We start from the raw sequence: 18,361 nt of genomic DNA, 5'->3' as shown, positions 1-18,361 counted from the left end.
CTCTACAGGAGGGACGGCCGGGGATTCTCGCCGAGAGCCATGGCCGAGTAGAGAGCTGAAGTACAACTTAGGAAATGACCTACGCGAAAAGCAGACCGGATGACTTCACGGGCGATGTCATGCAGTCTTTTCGCGGGGAATTTGGGAGATGTCCCACCGGGTCATCCGAATTTTCCGCAGTTTGCGGAAAAATTTCAGACAACCCGGTGCAACAGACCTGACTCAGGAAGACAGGTAGGAGGAGCGGGTCAGACCCAGACGCAAGGCATCGAGGAACTGCGTGCGCTCGCTGGCACTGATACGGGCACTGGCGCACTTGTCGCGGTAGTGGGTCATCAGTTCTTCCGGCGACAAGTGCACATAACGCAGCATGTCTTCGATGGTGTCGTGGGTCTCGATGCCGGCGTGGTACACGCTGCCATCGGCGTTCTGGTAGATGTTCACCGAGTCGGTGTCACCGAACAGGTTGTGCATGTCGCCGAGAATTTCCTGATAGGCGCCGACCAGGAACACGCCCAGCAGGTAGTCTTCACCTTCGTTCAGACCGTGCACTGGCAGGCTGGTCTCGATGCTCTGCTCGTCGACGTACTGGTTGATCTTGCCGTCGGAGTCGCAGGTCAGGTCTTGCAGCACGGCACGACGCAGCGGCTCTTCGTCCAGACGATGCAGCGGGATGATCGGCAGCACCTGGTCGATCGCCCAGGTGTCCGGCAGGCTCTGGAACACCGAGAAATTGCAGATGTACTTGTCGGCCAGCTTGTCGTTGAGTTCGTCGAGCACCTGACGGTGCGAACGCTGACGCGCCTTCAGCGAGTTGTGCAGGCGCCGGCACACAGCGAAGTAGCACTGCTCGGCCAGGGCTTTTTCCGCCAGGGTCAGTTTGCCGTCAGCGTACTGCGAAGCCACGTCGCTCATGTAGTGCGTGGCGCGCCAGTAAGTCTCGGTGACCATCTCGATGTCGGTCGGACCGAGCAGGTCCACCAGCCACTGCACGGTTTCCGGCAGGTTTTCCTTGTTTTCGATCAGCGGGATTTCGTCGTTGTGTTTCTCGACGTCGGTCACCTGCACCACCAGCATCGCGTGGTGGGCGGTCAGCGAGCGGCCGCTTTCGGAGAAGATGTGCGGGTGCGGCAGGCTCTGCGCGTCGCAGAATTCCTTGAGCATGCCCACAACGACACCGGCGTAATCGTCCATGTCGTAGTTGATCGAACTGGCGTTGCGTGAGTGAGTACCGTCGTAGTCGACACCCAGACCGCCGCCGACGTCGATGTGATCGACCGGCAGGCCAAGGTTGCGCAGTTCGCCGTAGTAACGGATCGCTTCCTTGAAGCCATGCTGATAGTCAGCCAGGTTGGCGATCTGCGAGCCCATGTGGAAGTGCAGCAGGCGAATGCCCTGATCGAGGCCGGCAGCGCGGAAGCGTTCGACCACCGACAGCAGTTGCGCCGCCGACAGGCCGAATTTGGATTTCTCGCCACCGGTGTCCGCCCACTTCGAGGACGCCAGCGACGACAGGCGCACGCGCAGACCGACCTGTGGCTTGACCTTCAGCGAGGCGGCTTCTTCGATCACCAGGCCGACTTCGGATTCTTTCTCGATCACGATGAACACGTTGTGGCCGAGCTTCTGGCCCATCAGCGCCAGACGGATGAACTCGCGATCCTTGTAACCGTTGCAGACGATGGTGCCGCCCTTCGGCGCCAGCGCCAGCACCGCCAGCAGCTCAGGCTTGGAGCCGGCTTCCAGACCGATGGAAACGTTCTGGGTGGCGATGATGTTCTCGATCACCGCTTCTTGCTGGTTGACCTTGATCGGGTAGAGCGCGGTGTACTTGCTCTGGTATTCCAGGCGCTCGATGTTCGAGTCGAAAGCACCGGTCAGCTGACGGACACGGTCTTGCAGGATGTCGGGGAAACGTACCAGCAACGGCAGGGACAAGCCGCTCTTGCGCAGTTGGTCGACTTGTTCGAACAGGTCGATAGGCGAACTGCTCGGGCCGTTCGGACGAACTTCGACGCGACCGGCGTCATTGATCGCGAAATACCCGGCCCCCCAATGGCGAATCCCGTAAACACTGCGGCTGTCCGCAACTGTCCATTGGCTGCCATCGTCTTTACGTGTGCGTCGTACGGACATCGAAGTCCCCTATAAAGAAGTCATAGTGCGCCGCCTGATCGCAGGCCGGCGCAGTCTAAAGAATGAAAATGACGATTCGTCAGCGCGGCGGTAGACCGCGCTGACCGCGTGTAGTTTAGAAACCGGTATGAACAGGCTCTGTGAAAACCATGGAGACGACGCCGGCGCTGAGCATTTCAGAGCCGGATCAAGCCGCAGGTGGTTTTCACAGAGGCTGCTAGCCGCCGGACTTCTTCGCCTTGAAACCGAGCTTGATCAGTTCAGCCAAGAGTAGCTCGACATGATCGCCCTGGATTTCGATGATCCCGTCCTTCAACGCCCCACCGGTGCCGCAACGTTTCTTCAACGTTGTCGCCAGCTCCTTGAGGGCGTCTTCGGCCAATGGCACGCCGGTAATGGTGGTCACCGTCTTGCCGCCACGGCCCTTGCTCTCGCGACGCACGCGGGCAATGCCGTCCCCGGCCGGGATCACGGTTTGTTTGCAGATACAGGCGTCCACCGGCTTACTGCATTCCGGGCAATGACGACCTGCGTCGGTGGAAAATACCAGGCCACCAAGGGCGGCGAAGGATGCGGCTTTTTTGGCCACCGGCAATCCTCTTGGGAGGACAAAGACTGATCGCAACCTTGGGCAAGGTCATCGACCGCGAAGCCCCACTCAGGCAGGGGCAGCGCTACTGCACCGTGCGCTTCAACAAAAGCAGGTCGGTGCAGCTTGAAAAGGTCGCGCAGTGTAACGGCAAAAAGCGCAATTGCTAAGAGCCAATCGGCGCCAATTTATGAGTTCTTTGCGACGTCGCTTTGCTGAGCCTTCAGATAGCGCTTCAACGCGGCCAGAGAGTCCGGACAGTAAGGCTTTTGCTCGATTTCGCGCATCACCTGTTCGACCGGAATAAAGCGTGCTTCCAGCACTTCTTCAGGCTGCAGTTTCAGCGGGCCGTCCCACACCGCGGAAAATGCCGAACACCACAGACGGTTGCCGGTGTCTTCGAAGAAGAAATGATCGTGGGCGGTCAATTCCACCCCGCTCACACCCAACTCCTCTTCCAGCTCCCGGGCTGCGGATTCGGCGTAGGTTTCATCGGCCTGCACCATACCGCCGGCCGCAACATCCCAGTAACCGGGATAGATCGCCTTGCTCAAGGTGCGCCGATGCACGCAAAGCTCACCAGCACTATTGAACAGCATGATGTAGGTGCCGCGACCGATCAGCCCGCGTTCACGCAAATCGGCCCGCACCAAGGCGCCGAGCAGGTTGTCCTGCTCGTCGACCCAGGCGATCTGTTCGGCATCGGAGGCGGCGCGGTGGGCCGCCTCTTTGGCGCTCTCGACCATGACTCAGCCCTGATTGAGCAGTTGACGCAAATCGATCACTGCTGCGTTGGCCCGGGAAATGTAGTTGGCCATCACCAGCGAGTGGTTGGCCAGAATCCCGAAACCGCTGCCATTGAGGATCATCGGACTCCAGACTGTCTGCTGCGAGGCCTCCAGTTCACGAATGATCTGACGCACGCTGACCGTGGCGTTCTTCTTGGCCAGCACATCGGCGAAGTCCACCTCGATGGCGCGCAACAGGTGCGACAGGGCCCAGGCCTGACCGCGAGCTTCGTAGAACACGTTGTCGATCTGCATCCAGGGAGTTTCCACAACTTCCTCATCGACCTGTGGCACCTGCCCCGGCGCCACGACTTCAGTCTTCAGCGCAGTGTTGAGCTTGACCCGACCGACACTGGCCGACAGTCGTTGCGACAACGAACCGAGACGTGTACCGACATCGCCCAGCCAGTTGTTCAGGTTGTCGGCGCGAGCATAGAACAGCGCGTTTTTCTGCGAAGGATCGGACAGGCGCGCCTGATAGCGGCTCAGGGAATTGATGCCTTCCTGATATTCCGACTCGCTCGACGGCAGGATCCAGCTCTTGTTGTCGAAGTTGAAACGCGGCTCGGCCTTGGCCAGATCGGCGTCTTCGGCCGACTGCGATTGCGAGCGGGCGAAGTCCTTGCGCAGGGCACGGGTCAAGTCACGTACCTGCACCAGCACGCCGTATTCCCAGCTCGGCATGTTGTCCATCCACAGGCCCGGCGGGAAACGGTCATTGGCGATGTAACCGCCCGGCTTGTTCAGCAAAGTACCGGCAACGGTTTTCAGGGTTTCGACCGTGGTGTAGCCGACGACCATCTGCTTGCCTTCTTTTTCGGCCGCAATCTGAGCGTTCTGCGCCACCGGGAACAGCGCCGGCTCCTCGCTCCAGTAAATGCCCAGGGCGATGGTCACCAACAGGTAAATGCCGACCAGTGTGGCCAGCGCACGGCTGAACAACAGGCCGCCGAAATAGCTGCGGGTGGCCGACTTGGGCTCGGCGGCACGTTCAGGCGCGCTGCCCGCGCGGTTCTTCCAGTCCAGCATGGCGATATCCTTTCAATCACTTGGGTTCAACGGTTCGACCACAACCATACAACAACGTGCCAAGGCCGGCACCCGCCCGTAAAGATAAGCAGCAAATCCGCGGCGCGGACGAAGCATCCGTCAGAGTCTAGGGGAATACCTGATACCGCACCGGCAAAAATCCTTCGCCGAACGGTTTTTCAAGCACGCAAAAACCATTCAAGAGCTTTATGTCAGCCGCAGCGAAAAGTCATGTGAATGATCCCGCCGGCCACCTCATACCCCCGGCATTCGGGGACTTGCCCGACGAGCAGGTCCGTTTTGAAACCCGCCAGTCAGAAACTGAATTGTGTCGCATCGCAGATTATTGACGCACGACACTGATGTAAGGGAAAAGAGGTGCTAGCATAGAGCCACCAGTCGATCTCAGCATGCACCCTAACTAGTAGTCAGGATATGACCGAGCCAGAAGACCCCAGCCGTGAGCGCCTCAAGCACCACTTTGCCCAGCGGGTAATTCATCAGGCACGTCAGATTCTTGAGATATGGCAGCGCCTGCAACGCAGTGAGTGGTCCACTGCCGACCTCGCCGAACTGAGCGAGGCCAATCTGCGCCTGCTGCGTTTTGCCGAGCGTTTCGAGCAGCCTGAGCACACGCAACTCGCGCGTCATATCGGCCAGTCGCTGGAAGCGGTGGACGCCAATCGCGGCCGCCTGAGCAGTGGCCTGATCACCGATCTCAATCGCTTGATGCAGCGCCTGTCGCGCACCGGTCTGCGCCATGGCGATCAACTCGACCAGACCTTCCTGCCGCCGTTGCGCAAACCGATCTACGTGATGTTGCAGGATTACGACCGCGCCGAGCGGCTGGCCAAGCAGCTGGAATTTTTCGGCCTCACCGCGCAGGCGCTGGACAGTGTCGCGGCGTTTCGCTCCTCGATGGTCGAGCGCTTGCCGGCTGCGATCGTCATGGACGTTGACTTCAGCGGGCCCGGCGTCGGCCTGCAACTGGCCGCCGAAGCCCAGGTCGGTCTGGAAGAACCGCTGCCGCTGCTGTTTTTCAGCCTGCACGAAACCGACACCCCGACCCGCCTCGCCGCCGTGCGTGCCGGTGGCCAGGAGTTCCTCACCGGTACTCTCGAAGCCTCGAGTCTGCTGGAGAAGATCGAAGTCCTGACCTGCGTCGCCCAGTACGAACCTTATAAAGTGCTGATCATCGACGACTCCCGCGCCCAGGCCTTGCACACCGAGCGCCTGCTCAACAGCGCCGGGATCGTCACTCGCACGCTGATCGAACCGATCCAGGCGATGGCCGAACTGGCGGATTTCCAGCCGGACCTGATCATCCTCGACATGTACATGCCGGCCTGCACCGGCACCGAACTGGCCAAGGTCATTCGCCACAACGACCGCTACGTCAGCGTGCCGATCATCTACTTGTCCGCCGAGGACGATCTGGATAAACAGCTCGACGCGATGAGCGAGGGCGGCGACGACTTCCTGACCAAACCGATCAAGCCGCGGCACCTGATTACCACCGTGCGCAACCGCGCTGCCCGTGCGCGCAACCTCAAGGCGCGAATGGTCCGGGACAGCCTCACCGGCCTGTACAACCACACGCACATCCTGCAATTACTCGAAGACTGCTCGTTCCGCGCGCGCCGCGAGAACAAGCCACTGAGCTTTGCCATGCTCGACATCGACCACTTCAAGCGAGTCAATGACAGCCACGGCCACCCGATGGGCGACCGGGTGATCAAGAGCCTGGCGCTGTTCCTCAAGCAACGGCTGCGCAAGACCGACTTTATCGGTCGTTACGGCGGCGAAGAGTTCGCCATCGTCATGCCCGACACCGACATAGAAGCGGCGCACAAAGTGCTCGACGAGATCCGCCAGCGCTTCGCCGAAATCCACTACCCGGCGCAACCGCAGGATTTGTGGTGCACCTTCAGCGCCGGCGTGGTGGAAATGCAAGAGGACTCCGACAGCCTGATGATGGCCAGCCAGGCCGACGAGGCGCTGTACCGCGCCAAAGGTGCCGGACGCAATCGGGTACAGACCGCGTACGGATCAAAGCAAAGTGCCACTTTTTCATCGTAATCCACCGATTCGGTCATAACCCTGTAACAGAACCGCAATAAATTCAGGCGCTTACCATTTCTGCCGTTGGTAGCCGTCATGCGCCTGAAGTTGCTCACCAATCTCAACACTCTGCTGCTGGTCGCCGTCTGCGTGGCCCTCGGCGCGACGCTGTGGTGGTCGCAAAAAGCCCTGGAGCGTCCGTACCTGTTGATGGAGCGCTACCTGGGCCTGTCGCAGCAATTTCAGAATGATGTGGCGCGCAATGTCGAGGATTACCTCGCCAGCGGCGACGCCCTGCGCCTGAGCAGCGCCAGCCAGGCCATCGACGGCTTGCAGAAGGAACTCGGCGAACTGCCACCGGCACTGGCCGAGACCCTGCGCCCAAGCCTGTCGAGCCTCGAAGAATTCAGCAAAACCGACCTGCTCGCAGCCGGCAAACTGGCCGGTGATCCGCAGGCACTGCTGTTGCAGGCCGAACGCGAACTGAGCGCCAGCCTCGATCAGCTCAGCACCTACGCCAATGGCAACGCGACGTACCTGACACCCCTGCTCACCGCCTCGCAGCATCTGGGCAAGCTGTCGCTGGCTCGCGACAAACTGGTCAGCAGCGGCCGCAGTGAACTGGCCGCCGACGTCGAGCGCGAGGTCAGCAACATCCGCGCCCAGGCGCAGGTGATCGATGCCCTGCCCCTGCTCGGCGTGGTCGCCAAGAACGAATCCGGCAGCGATGACTTTGCCGCCATGATGGGCATCGAAAGCAACGAAAAAGCCGCCGCCGAAGACGCTGGTGTCAGCCTCAAGCGTGAACTCAACAGCCTGCTCGGACGCTATCCGGCGGAGCTGGAACGCACCCGCGAGCAGATCCAGAAACGCACCGACCTGAGCACCGCCACCCACCTGAAGATCGCCGCCGTGCAACAGGCCATCGCCGGCCTCGAACCGGTGGTGCGCGCGCAGCACGGGCAGATCCAGGGCGAAGTGCGCCTGATGCAAGGCGTGATGATCGGCCTGATTCTGTTGATCGCCCTGCTGATCGACACCCTGCAGCGGCGCCTCGCCCGCACCCTGACCAACCTCGCCCCGGCACTGTCGACCTGGGCCGAGGGCGACTTCAGCAACGACATTCATTTGGGCAAGACCAACCGCGAGCTGCACGACATCGAAGCGTCGCTCAATCGCTTGCGCGCCTATCTGGTGGATCTGGTCGGCACGATTCGCGGCAATGCCGAACAAGTCGCCGGCAGCAGCCGTACCCTCGCCGAACTGAGCAACGAGCTGCACAGCGGCGCCGAACATCAGGCCGGCGATACCGCGTTGATCCGCGACTCCCTCGGCGAACTGGAGGCGACCATCCAGCAAGTGGCCGGTGATGCGCGCCAGGCCGCGGACGCCAGCCGCCATGCAGGGCTGGCGGTCGAACATGGACAGACCGTGATCGGCCAGAGCCTCACCGGGCTGCACGCACTGGTCGGCGAGGTGCAAGGCAACGCGCAGATGATCGAGCACCTGGCCGAAGAGTCGGCGACCATTGGTGGCGTGCTGACGGTGATCCGTTCGATTGCCGACCAGACCAACCTGCTGGCCCTGAACGCAGCGATCGAAGCGGCGCGGGCCGGGGAAATGGGTCGTGGTTTTGCGGTGGTGGCCGAAGAGGTGCGCTCACTGGCGCAACGCACGGCCGGCGCAACGGCGGAAATCCAGACGCTGATCGCCGGCCTGCAAACCGCCGCCCGACAATCGGTCGAAGGCATGCGCGCGCAGGTCGAACACGCCGAAGCCACGGCCAATCAGGCGCAGGCGGCGGACGGCGCGCTGGATAAAATCGTCGGTGCGATCCAGACCATTTCCGACACGGCGATCCGCATCGCCGATATCACCGCCCAGCAAAGCGGTGCGGTCAGCGAGATCCGTGACCACAGCGAGCGGATTCATCAATTGGGCGGGGATAACCTGCTGCGCATCGGCGAAGGTCGCGAACAGGGCGAGAACCTGCTGGTATTGGGCGGACAACTGCATACCGCCGTGCAAGCCTTCCGCGTCTGACAAATAGCCTTCGCGAGCAAGCCCGCTCCCACATTGGAATGCGTACCCCTGTGGGAGCGGGCTTGCTCGCGAAGGCGGTATTGCTGTCACCACAAATGACCGGATCAAATTACTCAGTCACAAATTTCGCGTAAACATCGGTCATCGTGCTGGCTATTGCAGAGAACTGGACAGTCACAAAGTCTTTGCGGCATAGTCGCCGGGTTCTGACGACTGCTCATTCATAACAAGGAACACGCAGATGGCAACGCTACTGGTGCTGCACGGCCCCAACCTGAACCTGCTCGGCACCCGCGAACCCGGCACCTACGGTTCAACGACCCTGGCGCAGATCAATCAGGATCTGGAGCGCCGCGCCCGTGAAGCCGGCCATCATCTGCTGCACCTGCAAAGCAACGCCGAGTACGAATTGATCGACCGCATCCATGCCGCTCGCGGCGAAGGTGTCGATTTCATTCTGATCAATCCAGCAGCTTTTACGCACACAAGCGTCGCATTACGTGACGCGCTGCTGGGAGTGAGCATCCCATTCATCGAAGTGCATTTGTCCAACGTGCACAAGCGCGAACCTTTCCGCCATCACTCTTACTTCTCCGATGTAGCGGTGGGAGTGATCTGCGGCCTTGGCGCCAGCGGTTACCGACTGGCCCTGGAGGCCGCACTAGAGCAGCTTGAAACACAGGCAACAGCTTGAACCACAAGCGTTAAACGCCCCTGACCGACCCTTGGGAGTTGATGATTCATGGATATCCGTAAAGTTAAGAAACTGATCGAATTGCTGGAAGAGTCCGGCATCGACGAGCTCGAGATCAAGGAAGGCGAAGAGTCCGTACGTATCAGCCGTCACAGCAAGACCCCGGCTCAGCAGTACTACGCTCCGGCGCCGATGCAGGCTCCGGCCGCCGCACCTGCCGCCGCTGCCGCTCCAGTGGCTGCTGCCGCTCCGGCTGCCGCTGCTGCTCCAGCACTGAACGGCACCGTGGCCCGCTCGCCAATGGTAGGCACCTTCTACCGTAAATCTTCGCCAACCTCGCCAGCCTTCGTTGAAGTCGGCCAGACCGTGAAGAAAGGCGACACCCTGTGCATCGTCGAAGCCATGAAGATGATGAACCACATCGAAGCTGAAACCAGCGGTGTGATCGAATCCATCCTCGTCGAAGACGGCCAGCCGGTTGAGTACGACCAACCGCTGTTCACCATCGTTTGAACTGCGGAGAGCCTTTGATGACTGCGAAGTTGGAAAAAGTTCTGATCGCTAACCGCGGTGAGATCGCCCTGCGGATTCTGCGTGCCTGCAAAGAGATGGGCATCAAGACCGTCGCCGTTTACTCCAAGGCCGACAAAGAGCTGATGCACCTGGGTCTGGCAGACGAATCCGTCTGCATCGGCCCGGCTTCTGCCGCTCAGTCCTACCTGCACATCCCGGCCATCATCGCTGCCGCTGAAGTGACTGGCGCTACCGCCATTCACCCGGGCTACGGTTTCCTCGCGGAAAACGCCGATTTCGCCGAGCAGGTCGAGAACTCCGGCTTCGCCTTCATCGGCCCGAAAGCCGACACCATTCGCCTGATGGGCGACAAGGTATCGGCCAAGCACGCGATGATCGAAGCCGGCGTGCCAACCGTTCCAGGTTCCGACGGCCCACTGCCGGAAGACGAAGAAACGGCGCTGCGCATCGGTCGTGAAGTCGGCTACCCGGTGATCATCAAGGCCGCTGGCGGCGGTGGTGGTCGCGGCATGCGCGTGGTGCACAAGGAAGAAGACCTGATCGCCTCGGCGAAACTGACCCGCTCCGAAGCTGGCGCGGCGTTCGGCAACCCGATGGTCTATCTGGAAAAATTCCTGACCAACCCGCGTCACGTCGAAGTTCAGGTGCTGTCCGACGGCCAGGGTCACGCCATCCATCTGGGCGACCGCGATTGCTCGCTGCAACGTCGTCACCAGAAGGTTCTCGAAGAAGCGCCGGCACCGGGCATCGACGAGCAGGCGCGCCAGGAAGTTCTGGCTCGCTGCGTCAAGGCGTGCATCGACATCGGTTACCGTGGCGCCGGCACGTTCGAGTTCCTGTACGAGAACGGTCGTTTCTACTTCATCGAAATGAACACCCGTGTTCAGGTGGAGCACCCGGTTTCGGAAATGGTCACCGGTATCGACATCGTCAAGGAGATGCTCAGCATCGCCGCTGGCAACAAGCTGTCGTTCACTCAGGATGACGTGGTTATCCGCGGTCACTCGCTGGAGTGCCGGATCAACGCTGAAGACCCGAAAACCTTCATGCCGAGCCCGGGCACGGTCAAGCATTTCCACGCCCCAGGCGGCAACGGCGTTCGCGTCGATTCGCACCTGTACAGCGGTTATGCGGTTCCGCCGAACTACGACTCGCTGATCGGCAAGCTGATCACTTACGGCGCCACCCGCGACGAAGCCATGGCCCGCATGCGCAATGCCCTGGACGAAATCGTGGTGGACGGGATCAAGACCAACATCCCGCTGCACCGTGATCTGACCCGCGACGAAGGCTTCTGCAAAGGGGGCGTGAACATTCACTACCTCGAGCACAAGCTGGCTGGCGAGAAGCACTAAGCTTCAGCCCGCACCTGACAAGGCCGCCTTCGGGCGGCTTTGTTGTTTCTGCAGGTTTCATAAAACCCTGTGGGGGCGGGCTTGCCCGCGAATGCGGTGTATCAGATACCTTTATTGTGTCTGGCACAGCGCTTTCGCGAGCAAGCCCGCTCCCACAGGGTCAAATGCAGCTCCCACAAAACCTGCGCGCTCGCGTAAACTTGCGCGCTTCTCGCTGGCCGCTAGGCTGCAATCATATTTTTTCAAAGGTGCCCGCCATGCCTTGGCTGCAAGTACGTCTCGCCATCAGCCCGGAACAAGCCGAAACCTACGAAGACGCTTTCCTTGAAGTCGGCGCCGTTTCGGTGACCTTCATGGACGCCGAAGATCAGCCGATCTTCGAGCCGGAACTCAACACCACCCCACTGTGGGCGCACACGCACCTGCTAGCCCTGTTCGAGGGCGGCACCGAGCCTGCGCCGGTGCTCGCGCATCTGGAACTGCTGACCGGCAGTCCGCTGCCCGAGCATCACAGCGAAGTCATCGAAGACCAGGACTGGGAACGCAGCTGGATGGACGGTTTCCAGCCAATGCGTTTCGGTCAGCGCCTGTGGATCGTGCCGAGCTGGCACGCCGCGCCCGAACCTGACGCGGTCAACCTGCTGCTGGACCCGGGCCTGGCGTTCGGTACCGGCACCCACCCGACCACCGCACTGTGCCTGGAATGGCTCGACGGCCAGGACCTGAAGGACTGCAACGTGCTGGACTTCGGCTGCGGCTCGGGGATTCTGGCGATTGCCGCCCTGCTGCTCGGCGCGAAAGAAGCCGTCGGCACCGACATCGACGTGCAGGCGCTGGAAGCCTCGCGCGACAACGCCGGGCGCAACAACATCGCCGATGAGCTGTTCCCGCTGTACCTGCCGGAAGATCTGCCGCAGGTCAAAGCCGACGTGCTGGTCGCCAATATTCTGGCCGGCCCGCTGGTTTCCCTGGCGCCGCAGCTGTCCGGCCTGGTGAAAACCGGCGGTCGTCTGGCGCTGTCGGGCATCCTCGCCGAACAAGGTGAAGAAGTCGCTGCAGCCTATGCGCAGGACTTCGATCTTGACCCAATCGCCAATCGCGATGGCTGGGTGCGTATCACCGGCCGCCGGCGCTAGAATGACCGACTGCATAATCCGGATCGCCGCATGACTGACAGCTTCGTCACCCAGTGCCCGCATTGCCAAACCAGCTTCCGCGTCAGCCATGCTCAATTGAGCGTGGCCCGCGGGGTGGTTCGCTGTGGCGCCTGCCTGCAAGTGTTCAATGCCGCCAAACAGCTGCTGGAACAACACGCCGGCAAGGACGCGGTCACCCCGGTGGCGCCGGCCATGGTCGAGCCAGTACCGTCTCAGCCGGTGGTCAGCGAGCCGCCGCCGGTGGTCGAAGCGCCCGTCAACGACGAACCACCCGCGCCGCGCGCCATCAGCCAGAAGCAATGGAGCGCCAACGAACTGGACCTGGACAGCCTCGATCTGGACGAAGAACTCGCCCGGCTCGAACAACGGGAAATCCAGCCGACCACCGAATTCGGTCGTCAGCGCGAAGAGTCCCTGAGCGCCCGCCGCGACAGCCACGAAAGCGATGAAACGGAGTGGCGCGACAGCCTGTTCAGCGCACGCGACGATGAGCGTCTGCCCGAGCCCGAAGCTGCAGTCGAGCCTGAGATCGTCGAAGCCGAACCACTGAAAACCACGCGCACCGAGCCTTCGTTGTCGCTGGAGCCGGTGGATCTGGACGACGAGCCGCCGATCCCGCAACTGCGCCTGCACGACCCGATCGACCCGAATGCCCGCCGCGAACGCCTGTCGGCCAACGTCGAACCGGACGATGACGACTTGCCATCGGTCGCACCGCTGCGCAAAAAACGTCAACGTGCCGAACCCGGCGTGCGCGCTGAAGTGCTGCAGGACCTGACCGACGACCCGCTGCAACTGGACTGGCAGAAACGCCGTTCGCCCTGGGGCCGACGCCTGCTCTGGGGCTTGCTGGTGCTGTTGGCCGCCGCCGGTCTGGCAGGTCAGTACATCGCCTATCATTTTGACGAACTGGCGCGGCAGGATCAGTACCGCCCATGGTTCCAGCAGTTCTGTCCGCAGATCGGCTGCTCGGTGCCGTCCAAGGTCGACATCGGCAAAATCAAAAGCAGCAATCTGGTGGTGCGCAGCCATCCGGAATTCAGCGGGGCGCTGGTGGTGGATGCGATCATCTACAACCGCGCGACGTTCTCCCAGCCGTTTCCGCTGCTGGAACTGCGTTTCGCCGACCTCAACGGTCATCTGATCGCCAGTCGTCGCTTCAAACCCGGCGAATACCTCAACGGCGACCTTGAGGGCATGGCGGAAATGCCGCCGCAAACGCCGATCCACATCGCGCTGGATATTCTCGATCCAGGCCCCAAAGCGGTGAATTACAGCCTGAGTTTCCACTCGCCCGAGTGAATCGCTTCATCGCTTCAGGTTTGACGGCAGTTTTCTGACTTCGTCCGCGGCAACCAAACCGCTGGCAATAACAGAATAACTGTTCAGATTTTGTTCAATTCAGCCTTTATCCAGTCATCGAGAGCGGGTATCATGCCAACCCTTTTTCGAACTCTCATGATCCGGCCCCACTTCAGGGAAGTCCTATGTCGGCGGTACGCATCGGCCCATATACATTGCAGAACGGTTTGATTCTCGCCCCGATGGCGGGCGTCACCGACCAGCCCTTTCGTCAGCTGTGCAAGCGTCTGGGCGCAGGGCTTGTAGTCTCGGAAATGGTCACCAGTGACATGAGCCTGTGGAACACCCGCAAGTCGCGCATGCGCATGATCCACGAAGGCGATCCCGAGCCACGCTCGGTGCAGATTGCCGGTGGCGATGCGCAGATGCTGGCGGATGCGGCACGGGCCAACGTCGAACTGGGCGCGCAGATTATTGATATCAACATGGGTTGCCCGGCAAAGAAGGTCTGCAACAAGGCCGCCGGCTCCGCGCTATTGAAAGACGAAGCACTGGTTACCGAGATCCTGCAGGCCGTGGTCGCTGCAGTGGATGTGCCGGTGACCCTGAAGATCCGCACCGGATGGGATCGCGACAACAAGAACGGCCTGACCGTGGCGAAGATCGCCGAGCAGGCCGGGATCACCGCGCTGGCAGTGCATGGCCGCACTCGCGCCGATCTGTACACCGGCGAAGCCGAGTACGACACGATTGCCGCGATCAAGCAGGCGGTGTCGATGCCGGTGTTTGCCAATGGCGATATCGATTCGCCGGAAAAGGCCCGCTACGTGCTTGACGCGACCGGTGCCGATGGCCTGCTGATAGGCCGGGCTGCCCAGGGGCGGCCATGGATTTTTCGCGAGATCGAACACTTCCTGCGTACCGGCGAGAAATTGCCGGCGCCGGAGCTGAGCGAAGTGGAACGCATCCTGCTGGAGCATCTGGCCGCACTTCACGCCTTCTATGGGGATGTGATGGGTGTCCGTATTGCCCGCAAGCATGTGGGCTGGTATCTCGCAACCTTGCCGGGCGCCAGGGAGTTTCGCGCCCACTTCAATCGTTTGGATGGTACGGAAACACAATGCGCCAACGTCCGGGAGTTTTTCGCCGAACGTTACAAGAGCCTGACAGGGGACGAAGAAGGGGTGGCCGCATGACGATGATGACCGAGACTTTAGTGAGTGGAACAGCACCCGTGAGCGACAACGTGAATTTGAAACAGCACCTCAATACCCCGAGCGAAGAAGGTCAGACCCTTCGCGGGAGTGTCGAGAAGGCGCTGCACAATTATTTCGCCCACCTTGAGGGCGCGTCCGTCACGGATGTGTACAACCTGGTGCTCTCCGAAGTCGAGGCTCCCCTGCTCGAAAGCGTGATGAACTACGTCAAGGGCAACCAGACCAAGGCCAGTGAGCTGCTGGGACTCAACCGCGGCACACTGCGCAAGAAACTCAAGCAGTACGATCTGCTGTAAGCATTCAATCAAACCAGAAAGGCGCCCGCGTAAAACCGGTCGCCTTTTTTGCTGACTTCCTTTGCTTTTGATGGAAATTGAGATGACCGACCAGACTACCCGCCTGCCGATCCGCCGCGCCTTGATCAGCGTTTCCGACAAGACCGGGATCCTCGAATTCGCCAAGGAGCTTGAAGCCCTCGGCGTCGAGATCCTCTCCACCGGCGGAACGTTCAAGCTGCTGCGCGACAACGGTGTTGCCGCAGTGGAAGTCGCGGATTACACCGGTTTCGCGGAAATGATGGACGGTCGGGTGAAAACCCTGCACCCGAAAATCCACGGCGGGATCCTCGGTCGTCGCGGTATCGACGACGCGATCATGAACGAGCACGGCATCAAGCCGATCGACCTGGTTGCAGTCAACCTGTACCCGTTCGAAGCCACCATCAACAAGCCAGGCTGCGACCTGCCGACCGCTATCGAGAACATCGACATCGGCGGCCCGACCATGGTCCGTTCGGCAGCGAAAAACCATAAAGACGTGGCGATCGTGGTGAATGCCAGCGATTACGCCAACGTTCTGCAAAACCTCAAGGCCGGCGGCCTGACCTACGCTCAGCGTTTCGACCTGATGCTCAAGGCCTTCGAACACACCGCCGCCTACGACGGCATGATCGCCAACTACATGGGTACCGTGAATCAGGCTGCCGACGTGCTGAGCACCGAAGGCCGCAGCGAATTCCCGCGCACCTTCAACAGCCAGTTCATCAAGGCTCAGGAAATGCGCTACGGCGAGAACCCGCACCAGAGCGCGGCGTTCTACGTGGAAGCCAAGCCTGCTGAAGTCGGCATCGCCACCGCGACCCAACTGCAAGGCAAAGAGCTGTCGTACAACAACGTGGCTGACACCGACGCCGCGCTGGAATGCGTGAAGAGCTTCGTCAAGCCAGCCTGCGTGATCGTCAAGCACGCCAACCCGTGCGGCGTGGCCGTGAGCCCGGACGCCGAGGGCGGCATCCGCCAGGCCTACGAACTGGCCTACGCCACCGACACCGAGTCGGCCTTCGGCGGCATCATCGCCTTCAACCGTGAACTGGATGCCGAGACCGCCAAGGCGATCGTCGAGCGTCAGTTCGTGGAAGTGATCATTGCCCCAAGCGTCAGCGCAGAAGCTCGCGCTGTTGTGGCAGCCAAAGCCAACGTGCGCCTGCTGGCCTGCGGCGAGTGGTCGGCGGATCGCGTTCCGGCCTGGGACTACAAGCGCGTCAACGGTGGCCTGCTGGTGCAGAGCCGCGACATCGGCATGATCGGCGCCGACGACCTGAAAGTGGTGACTCAGCGTGCACCGACCGAACAGGAAATCCACGACCTGATCTTTGCCTGGAAAGTGGCCAAGTTCGTCAAATCCAACGCCATCGTCTACGCCAAGAACCGTCAGACCATCGGTGTCGGCGCCGGCCAGATGAGCCGCGTAAACTCCGCACGTATCGCCGCGATCAAGGCTGAACACGCCGGTCTGCAGGTACAGGGCGCGGTGATGGCTTCGGACGCGTTCTTCCCGTTCCGCGACGGCATCGACAACGCAGCCAAGGTCGGCATCACTGCGGTGATCCAGCCAGGCGGCTCGATGCGTGATGCTGAAGTGATTGCCGCTGCTGATGAAGCGGGCATCGCGATGGTGTTCACCGGCATGCGCCACTTCCGTCACTGATAAACACGATCCAAATGTGGGAGCGGGCTTGCTCGCGAATGCAATCTGTCAGCGACAACTGTTTCGACTGACACACCGCTTTCGCGAGCAAGCCCGCTCCTACAGAAAAGCATCTCTGCGGTGCATCACAGAATTAGCGTCATCCGAGGTTTTTGAAATGAATGTTTTGATCATTGGCAGCGGTGGCCGTGAACACGCCCTGGCCTGGAAAGTGGCTCAGGATCCGCGCGTGCAGAAGGTTTTCGTCGCGCCGGGCAACGCCGGTACCGCGATTGAAGCCAAGTGCGAGAACGTCGCCATCGACGTGCTGGCCCTTGAGCAACTGGCCGACTTTGCCGAGAAAAACGTTTCCCTGACCATCGTCGGCCCGGAAGTGCCGCTGGTGGCTGGCGTGGTCGATCTGTTCCGCTCCCGTGGCCTGGACTGCTTCGGTCCGACCGCCGGTGCTGCGCAACTGGAAGGCTCGAAAGCCTTCACCAAGGATTTCCTCGCGCGCCACAAGATCCCGACCGCCGACTACCAGAACTTCACCGAGATCGAGCCGGCCCTGGCTTATCTGCGTGAAAAAGGCGCACCGATCGTGATCAAGGCCGATGGCCTGGCCGCCGGTAAAGGCGTGATCGTTGCCATGACCCTGGCCGAAGCCGAAGACGCCGTGCGTGACATGCTCGCCGGCAACGCCTTCGGCGACGCCGGTTCGCGCGTGGTGATCGAAGAATTCCTCGACGGCGAAGAAGCCTCGTTCATCGTCATGGTCGACGGCAAGAACGTCCTGCCGATGGCCACCAGCCAGGACCACAAACGTGTTGGCGACGGCGACAGCGGCCCGAACACCGGCGGCATGGGTGCCTACTCCCCTGCCCCGGTGGTCACCGCCGACGTGCACCAGCGCGTGATGGACCAGGTGATCTGGCCGACCGTGCGTGGCATGGCCGAAGAAGGCAACGTCTACACCGGTTTCCTGTACGCCGGTCTGATGATCGACAAGGCCGGTAACCCGAAAGTCATCGAATTCAACTGCCGCTTCGGTGACCCGGAGACCCAACCGGTGATGCTGCGTCTGCAGTCGAGCCTGGTTCTGCTGGTCGAAGCCGCTCTGGCGCAAGCGCTGGACAAGGTTGAAGCACAGTGGGATCCACGCCCGAGCGTCGGCATCGTGCTGGCCGCCGGCGGCTACCCGGGCGACTACGCCAAGGGTGCAGCGATCAACGGTCTGGACGCAGCCGCAGGCCTGGAAGGCAAAGTCTTCCACGCCGGGACTGCGCTCAAAGATGGCAACGTGGTGACGGCCGGTGGTCGCGTACTCTGTGCCACCGCCATGGGCGCCAGCGTCAGCGAAGCGCAGCAGCAAGCCTACAAGCTGGCCGCCGCCATCGACTGGGCAGGCTGCTTCTACCGCAAGGACATTGGCTACCGCGCCATTGCCCGTGAACGTGGCGAAACCCAGGAATAAGCTGTCCTTCAAGTCCG

The 18,361-nt window shown here is 61.3% G+C and carries 14 protein-coding genes and 1 pseudogene; 11 read left to right on the top strand and 4 right to left on the bottom strand.

Translation table 11 applies throughout. The features are described 5' to 3' along the window. Positions 1-222: 222 nt before the first annotated feature. The 4 genes from speA to AC27VU_RS16835 form a co-directional block, all read right to left on the bottom strand. Positions 223-2,136, bottom strand: coding sequence for an arginine decarboxylase (gene speA / locus AC27VU_RS16850; RefSeq protein ID WP_003221289.1), 1,914 nt, complete (start codon positions 2,134-2,136; stop codon positions 223-225). 217 nt (positions 2,137-2,353) lie between these two features. Continuing rightward, a complete protein-coding gene (locus AC27VU_RS16845) occupies positions 2,354-2,725 on the bottom strand; it encodes a translation initiation factor Sui1 (RefSeq protein WP_003221288.1) in 372 nt (123 codons plus the stop codon). 188 nt (positions 2,726-2,913) lie between these two features. Then, on the bottom strand, positions 2,914-3,471 hold the full coding sequence (locus AC27VU_RS16840) for an NUDIX hydrolase (protein WP_003221287.1): 558 nt from the start codon (positions 3,469-3,471) through the stop codon (positions 2,914-2,916). A gap of 3 nt (positions 3,472-3,474) precedes the next feature. After that, entirely contained in the window at positions 3,475-4,542 is a 1,068-nt protein-coding gene (locus AC27VU_RS16835) for a DUF2333 family protein (RefSeq protein WP_003221286.1), read from the bottom strand. 435 nt (positions 4,543-4,977) lie between these two features. Between AC27VU_RS16835 and gcbA the strand changes: the two genes are divergently transcribed. From gcbA to purD, 11 genes and pseudogenes are all read left to right on the top strand, one after another. Then, a complete protein-coding gene (gene gcbA, locus AC27VU_RS16830) occupies positions 4,978-6,621 on the top strand; it encodes a diguanylate cyclase GcbA (protein WP_488724486.1) in 1,644 nt (547 codons plus the stop codon). A 1,518-nt stretch (positions 6,622-8,139) separates the two neighbouring features. Further along, a pseudogene (locus tag AC27VU_RS16825) lies at positions 8,140-8,646 on the top strand (methyl-accepting chemotaxis protein); the annotation flags it as partial. A gap of 241 nt (positions 8,647-8,887) precedes the next feature. After that, complete coding sequence (aroQ, locus tag AC27VU_RS16820) at positions 8,888-9,340, top strand: type II 3-dehydroquinate dehydratase (RefSeq protein ID WP_003221283.1); 453 nt, start codon at positions 8,888-8,890, stop codon at positions 9,338-9,340. A 48-nt stretch (positions 9,341-9,388) separates the two neighbouring features. Next, positions 9,389-9,853 (top strand): acetyl-CoA carboxylase biotin carboxyl carrier protein, encoded by a 465-nt coding sequence (gene accB, locus AC27VU_RS16815; protein ID WP_024164417.1) that lies wholly within the window; start codon positions 9,389-9,391, stop codon positions 9,851-9,853. 17 nt (positions 9,854-9,870) lie between these two features. Next, on the top strand, positions 9,871-11,229 hold the full coding sequence (accC, locus tag AC27VU_RS16810) for an acetyl-CoA carboxylase biotin carboxylase subunit (RefSeq protein WP_045122275.1): 1,359 nt from the start codon (positions 9,871-9,873) through the stop codon (positions 11,227-11,229). Positions 11,230-11,486: 257 nt separating this feature from the next. Then, entirely contained in the window at positions 11,487-12,365 is an 879-nt protein-coding gene (gene prmA / locus AC27VU_RS16805; RefSeq protein ID WP_027613592.1) for a 50S ribosomal protein L11 methyltransferase, read from the top strand. Positions 12,366-12,395: 30 nt separating this feature from the next. Further along, the gene (locus tag AC27VU_RS16800; RefSeq protein ID WP_488724485.1) at positions 12,396-13,688 is read left to right on the top strand and encodes a DUF3426 domain-containing protein; all 1,293 of its coding nucleotides are present in this window, start codon (positions 12,396-12,398) and stop codon (positions 13,686-13,688) included. 185 nt (positions 13,689-13,873) lie between these two features. Next, positions 13,874-14,884 carry a tRNA dihydrouridine synthase DusB gene (gene dusB / locus AC27VU_RS16795; RefSeq protein WP_003221277.1) on the top strand — a complete coding sequence of 337 codons (1,011 nt, stop codon included), beginning with the start codon at positions 13,874-13,876 and terminating at the stop codon, positions 14,882-14,884. Further along, positions 14,881-15,201: a DNA-binding transcriptional regulator Fis gene (fis, locus tag AC27VU_RS16790; protein WP_003221275.1), complete on the top strand. Its 321-nt coding sequence runs from the start codon at positions 14,881-14,883 to the stop codon at positions 15,199-15,201. Before dusB ends, fis begins: the two co-directional genes overlap by 4 nt. Positions 15,202-15,283: 82 nt before the next feature. Continuing rightward, complete coding sequence (purH, locus tag AC27VU_RS16785) at positions 15,284-16,891, top strand: bifunctional phosphoribosylaminoimidazolecarboxamide formyltransferase/IMP cyclohydrolase (protein WP_103520952.1); 1,608 nt, start codon at positions 15,284-15,286, stop codon at positions 16,889-16,891. A gap of 157 nt (positions 16,892-17,048) precedes the next feature. After that, positions 17,049-18,344, top strand: coding sequence for a phosphoribosylamine--glycine ligase (purD, locus tag AC27VU_RS16780; RefSeq protein ID WP_103485973.1), 1,296 nt, complete (start codon positions 17,049-17,051; stop codon positions 18,342-18,344). Positions 18,345-18,361: the final 17 nt, after the last annotated feature.

The organism is Pseudomonas sp. 14P5.3.2 (genome assembly GCF_057799175.1).
The sequence above is the reverse complement of the archived record's forward strand: the minus strand, read 5'-3'. Positions and strand labels throughout refer to the sequence as shown.

Coding starts and splice junctions, on each gene's coding strand:
- prmA (WP_027613592.1), top strand. CDS start 11,487: ATGCCTTGGCTGCAAGTACGTCTCGCCATCAGCCCGGAACAAGCCGAA.
- accC (WP_045122275.1), top strand. CDS start 9,871: ATGACTGCGAAGTTGGAAAAAGTTCTGATCGCTAACCGCGGTGAGATC.
- aroQ (WP_003221283.1), top strand. CDS start 8,888: ATGGCAACGCTACTGGTGCTGCACGGCCCCAACCTGAACCTGCTCGGC.
- dusB (WP_003221277.1), top strand. CDS start 13,874: ATGTCGGCGGTACGCATCGGCCCATATACATTGCAGAACGGTTTGATT.
- accB (WP_024164417.1), top strand. CDS start 9,389: ATGGATATCCGTAAAGTTAAGAAACTGATCGAATTGCTGGAAGAGTCC.
- AC27VU_RS16800 (WP_488724485.1), top strand. CDS start 12,396: ATGACTGACAGCTTCGTCACCCAGTGCCCGCATTGCCAAACCAGCTTC.
- purH (WP_103520952.1), top strand. CDS start 15,284: ATGACCGACCAGACTACCCGCCTGCCGATCCGCCGCGCCTTGATCAGC.
- AC27VU_RS16840 (WP_003221287.1), bottom strand. CDS start 3,471: ATGGTCGAGAGCGCCAAAGAGGCGGCCCACCGCGCCGCCTCCGATGCC.
- gcbA (WP_488724486.1), top strand. CDS start 4,978: ATGACCGAGCCAGAAGACCCCAGCCGTGAGCGCCTCAAGCACCACTTT.
- fis (WP_003221275.1), top strand. CDS start 14,881: ATGACGATGATGACCGAGACTTTAGTGAGTGGAACAGCACCCGTGAGC.
- purD (WP_103485973.1), top strand. CDS start 17,049: ATGAATGTTTTGATCATTGGCAGCGGTGGCCGTGAACACGCCCTGGCC.
- speA (WP_003221289.1), bottom strand. CDS start 2,136: ATGTCCGTACGACGCACACGTAAAGACGATGGCAGCCAATGGACAGTT.
- AC27VU_RS16835 (WP_003221286.1), bottom strand. CDS start 4,542: ATGCTGGACTGGAAGAACCGCGCGGGCAGCGCGCCTGAACGTGCCGCC.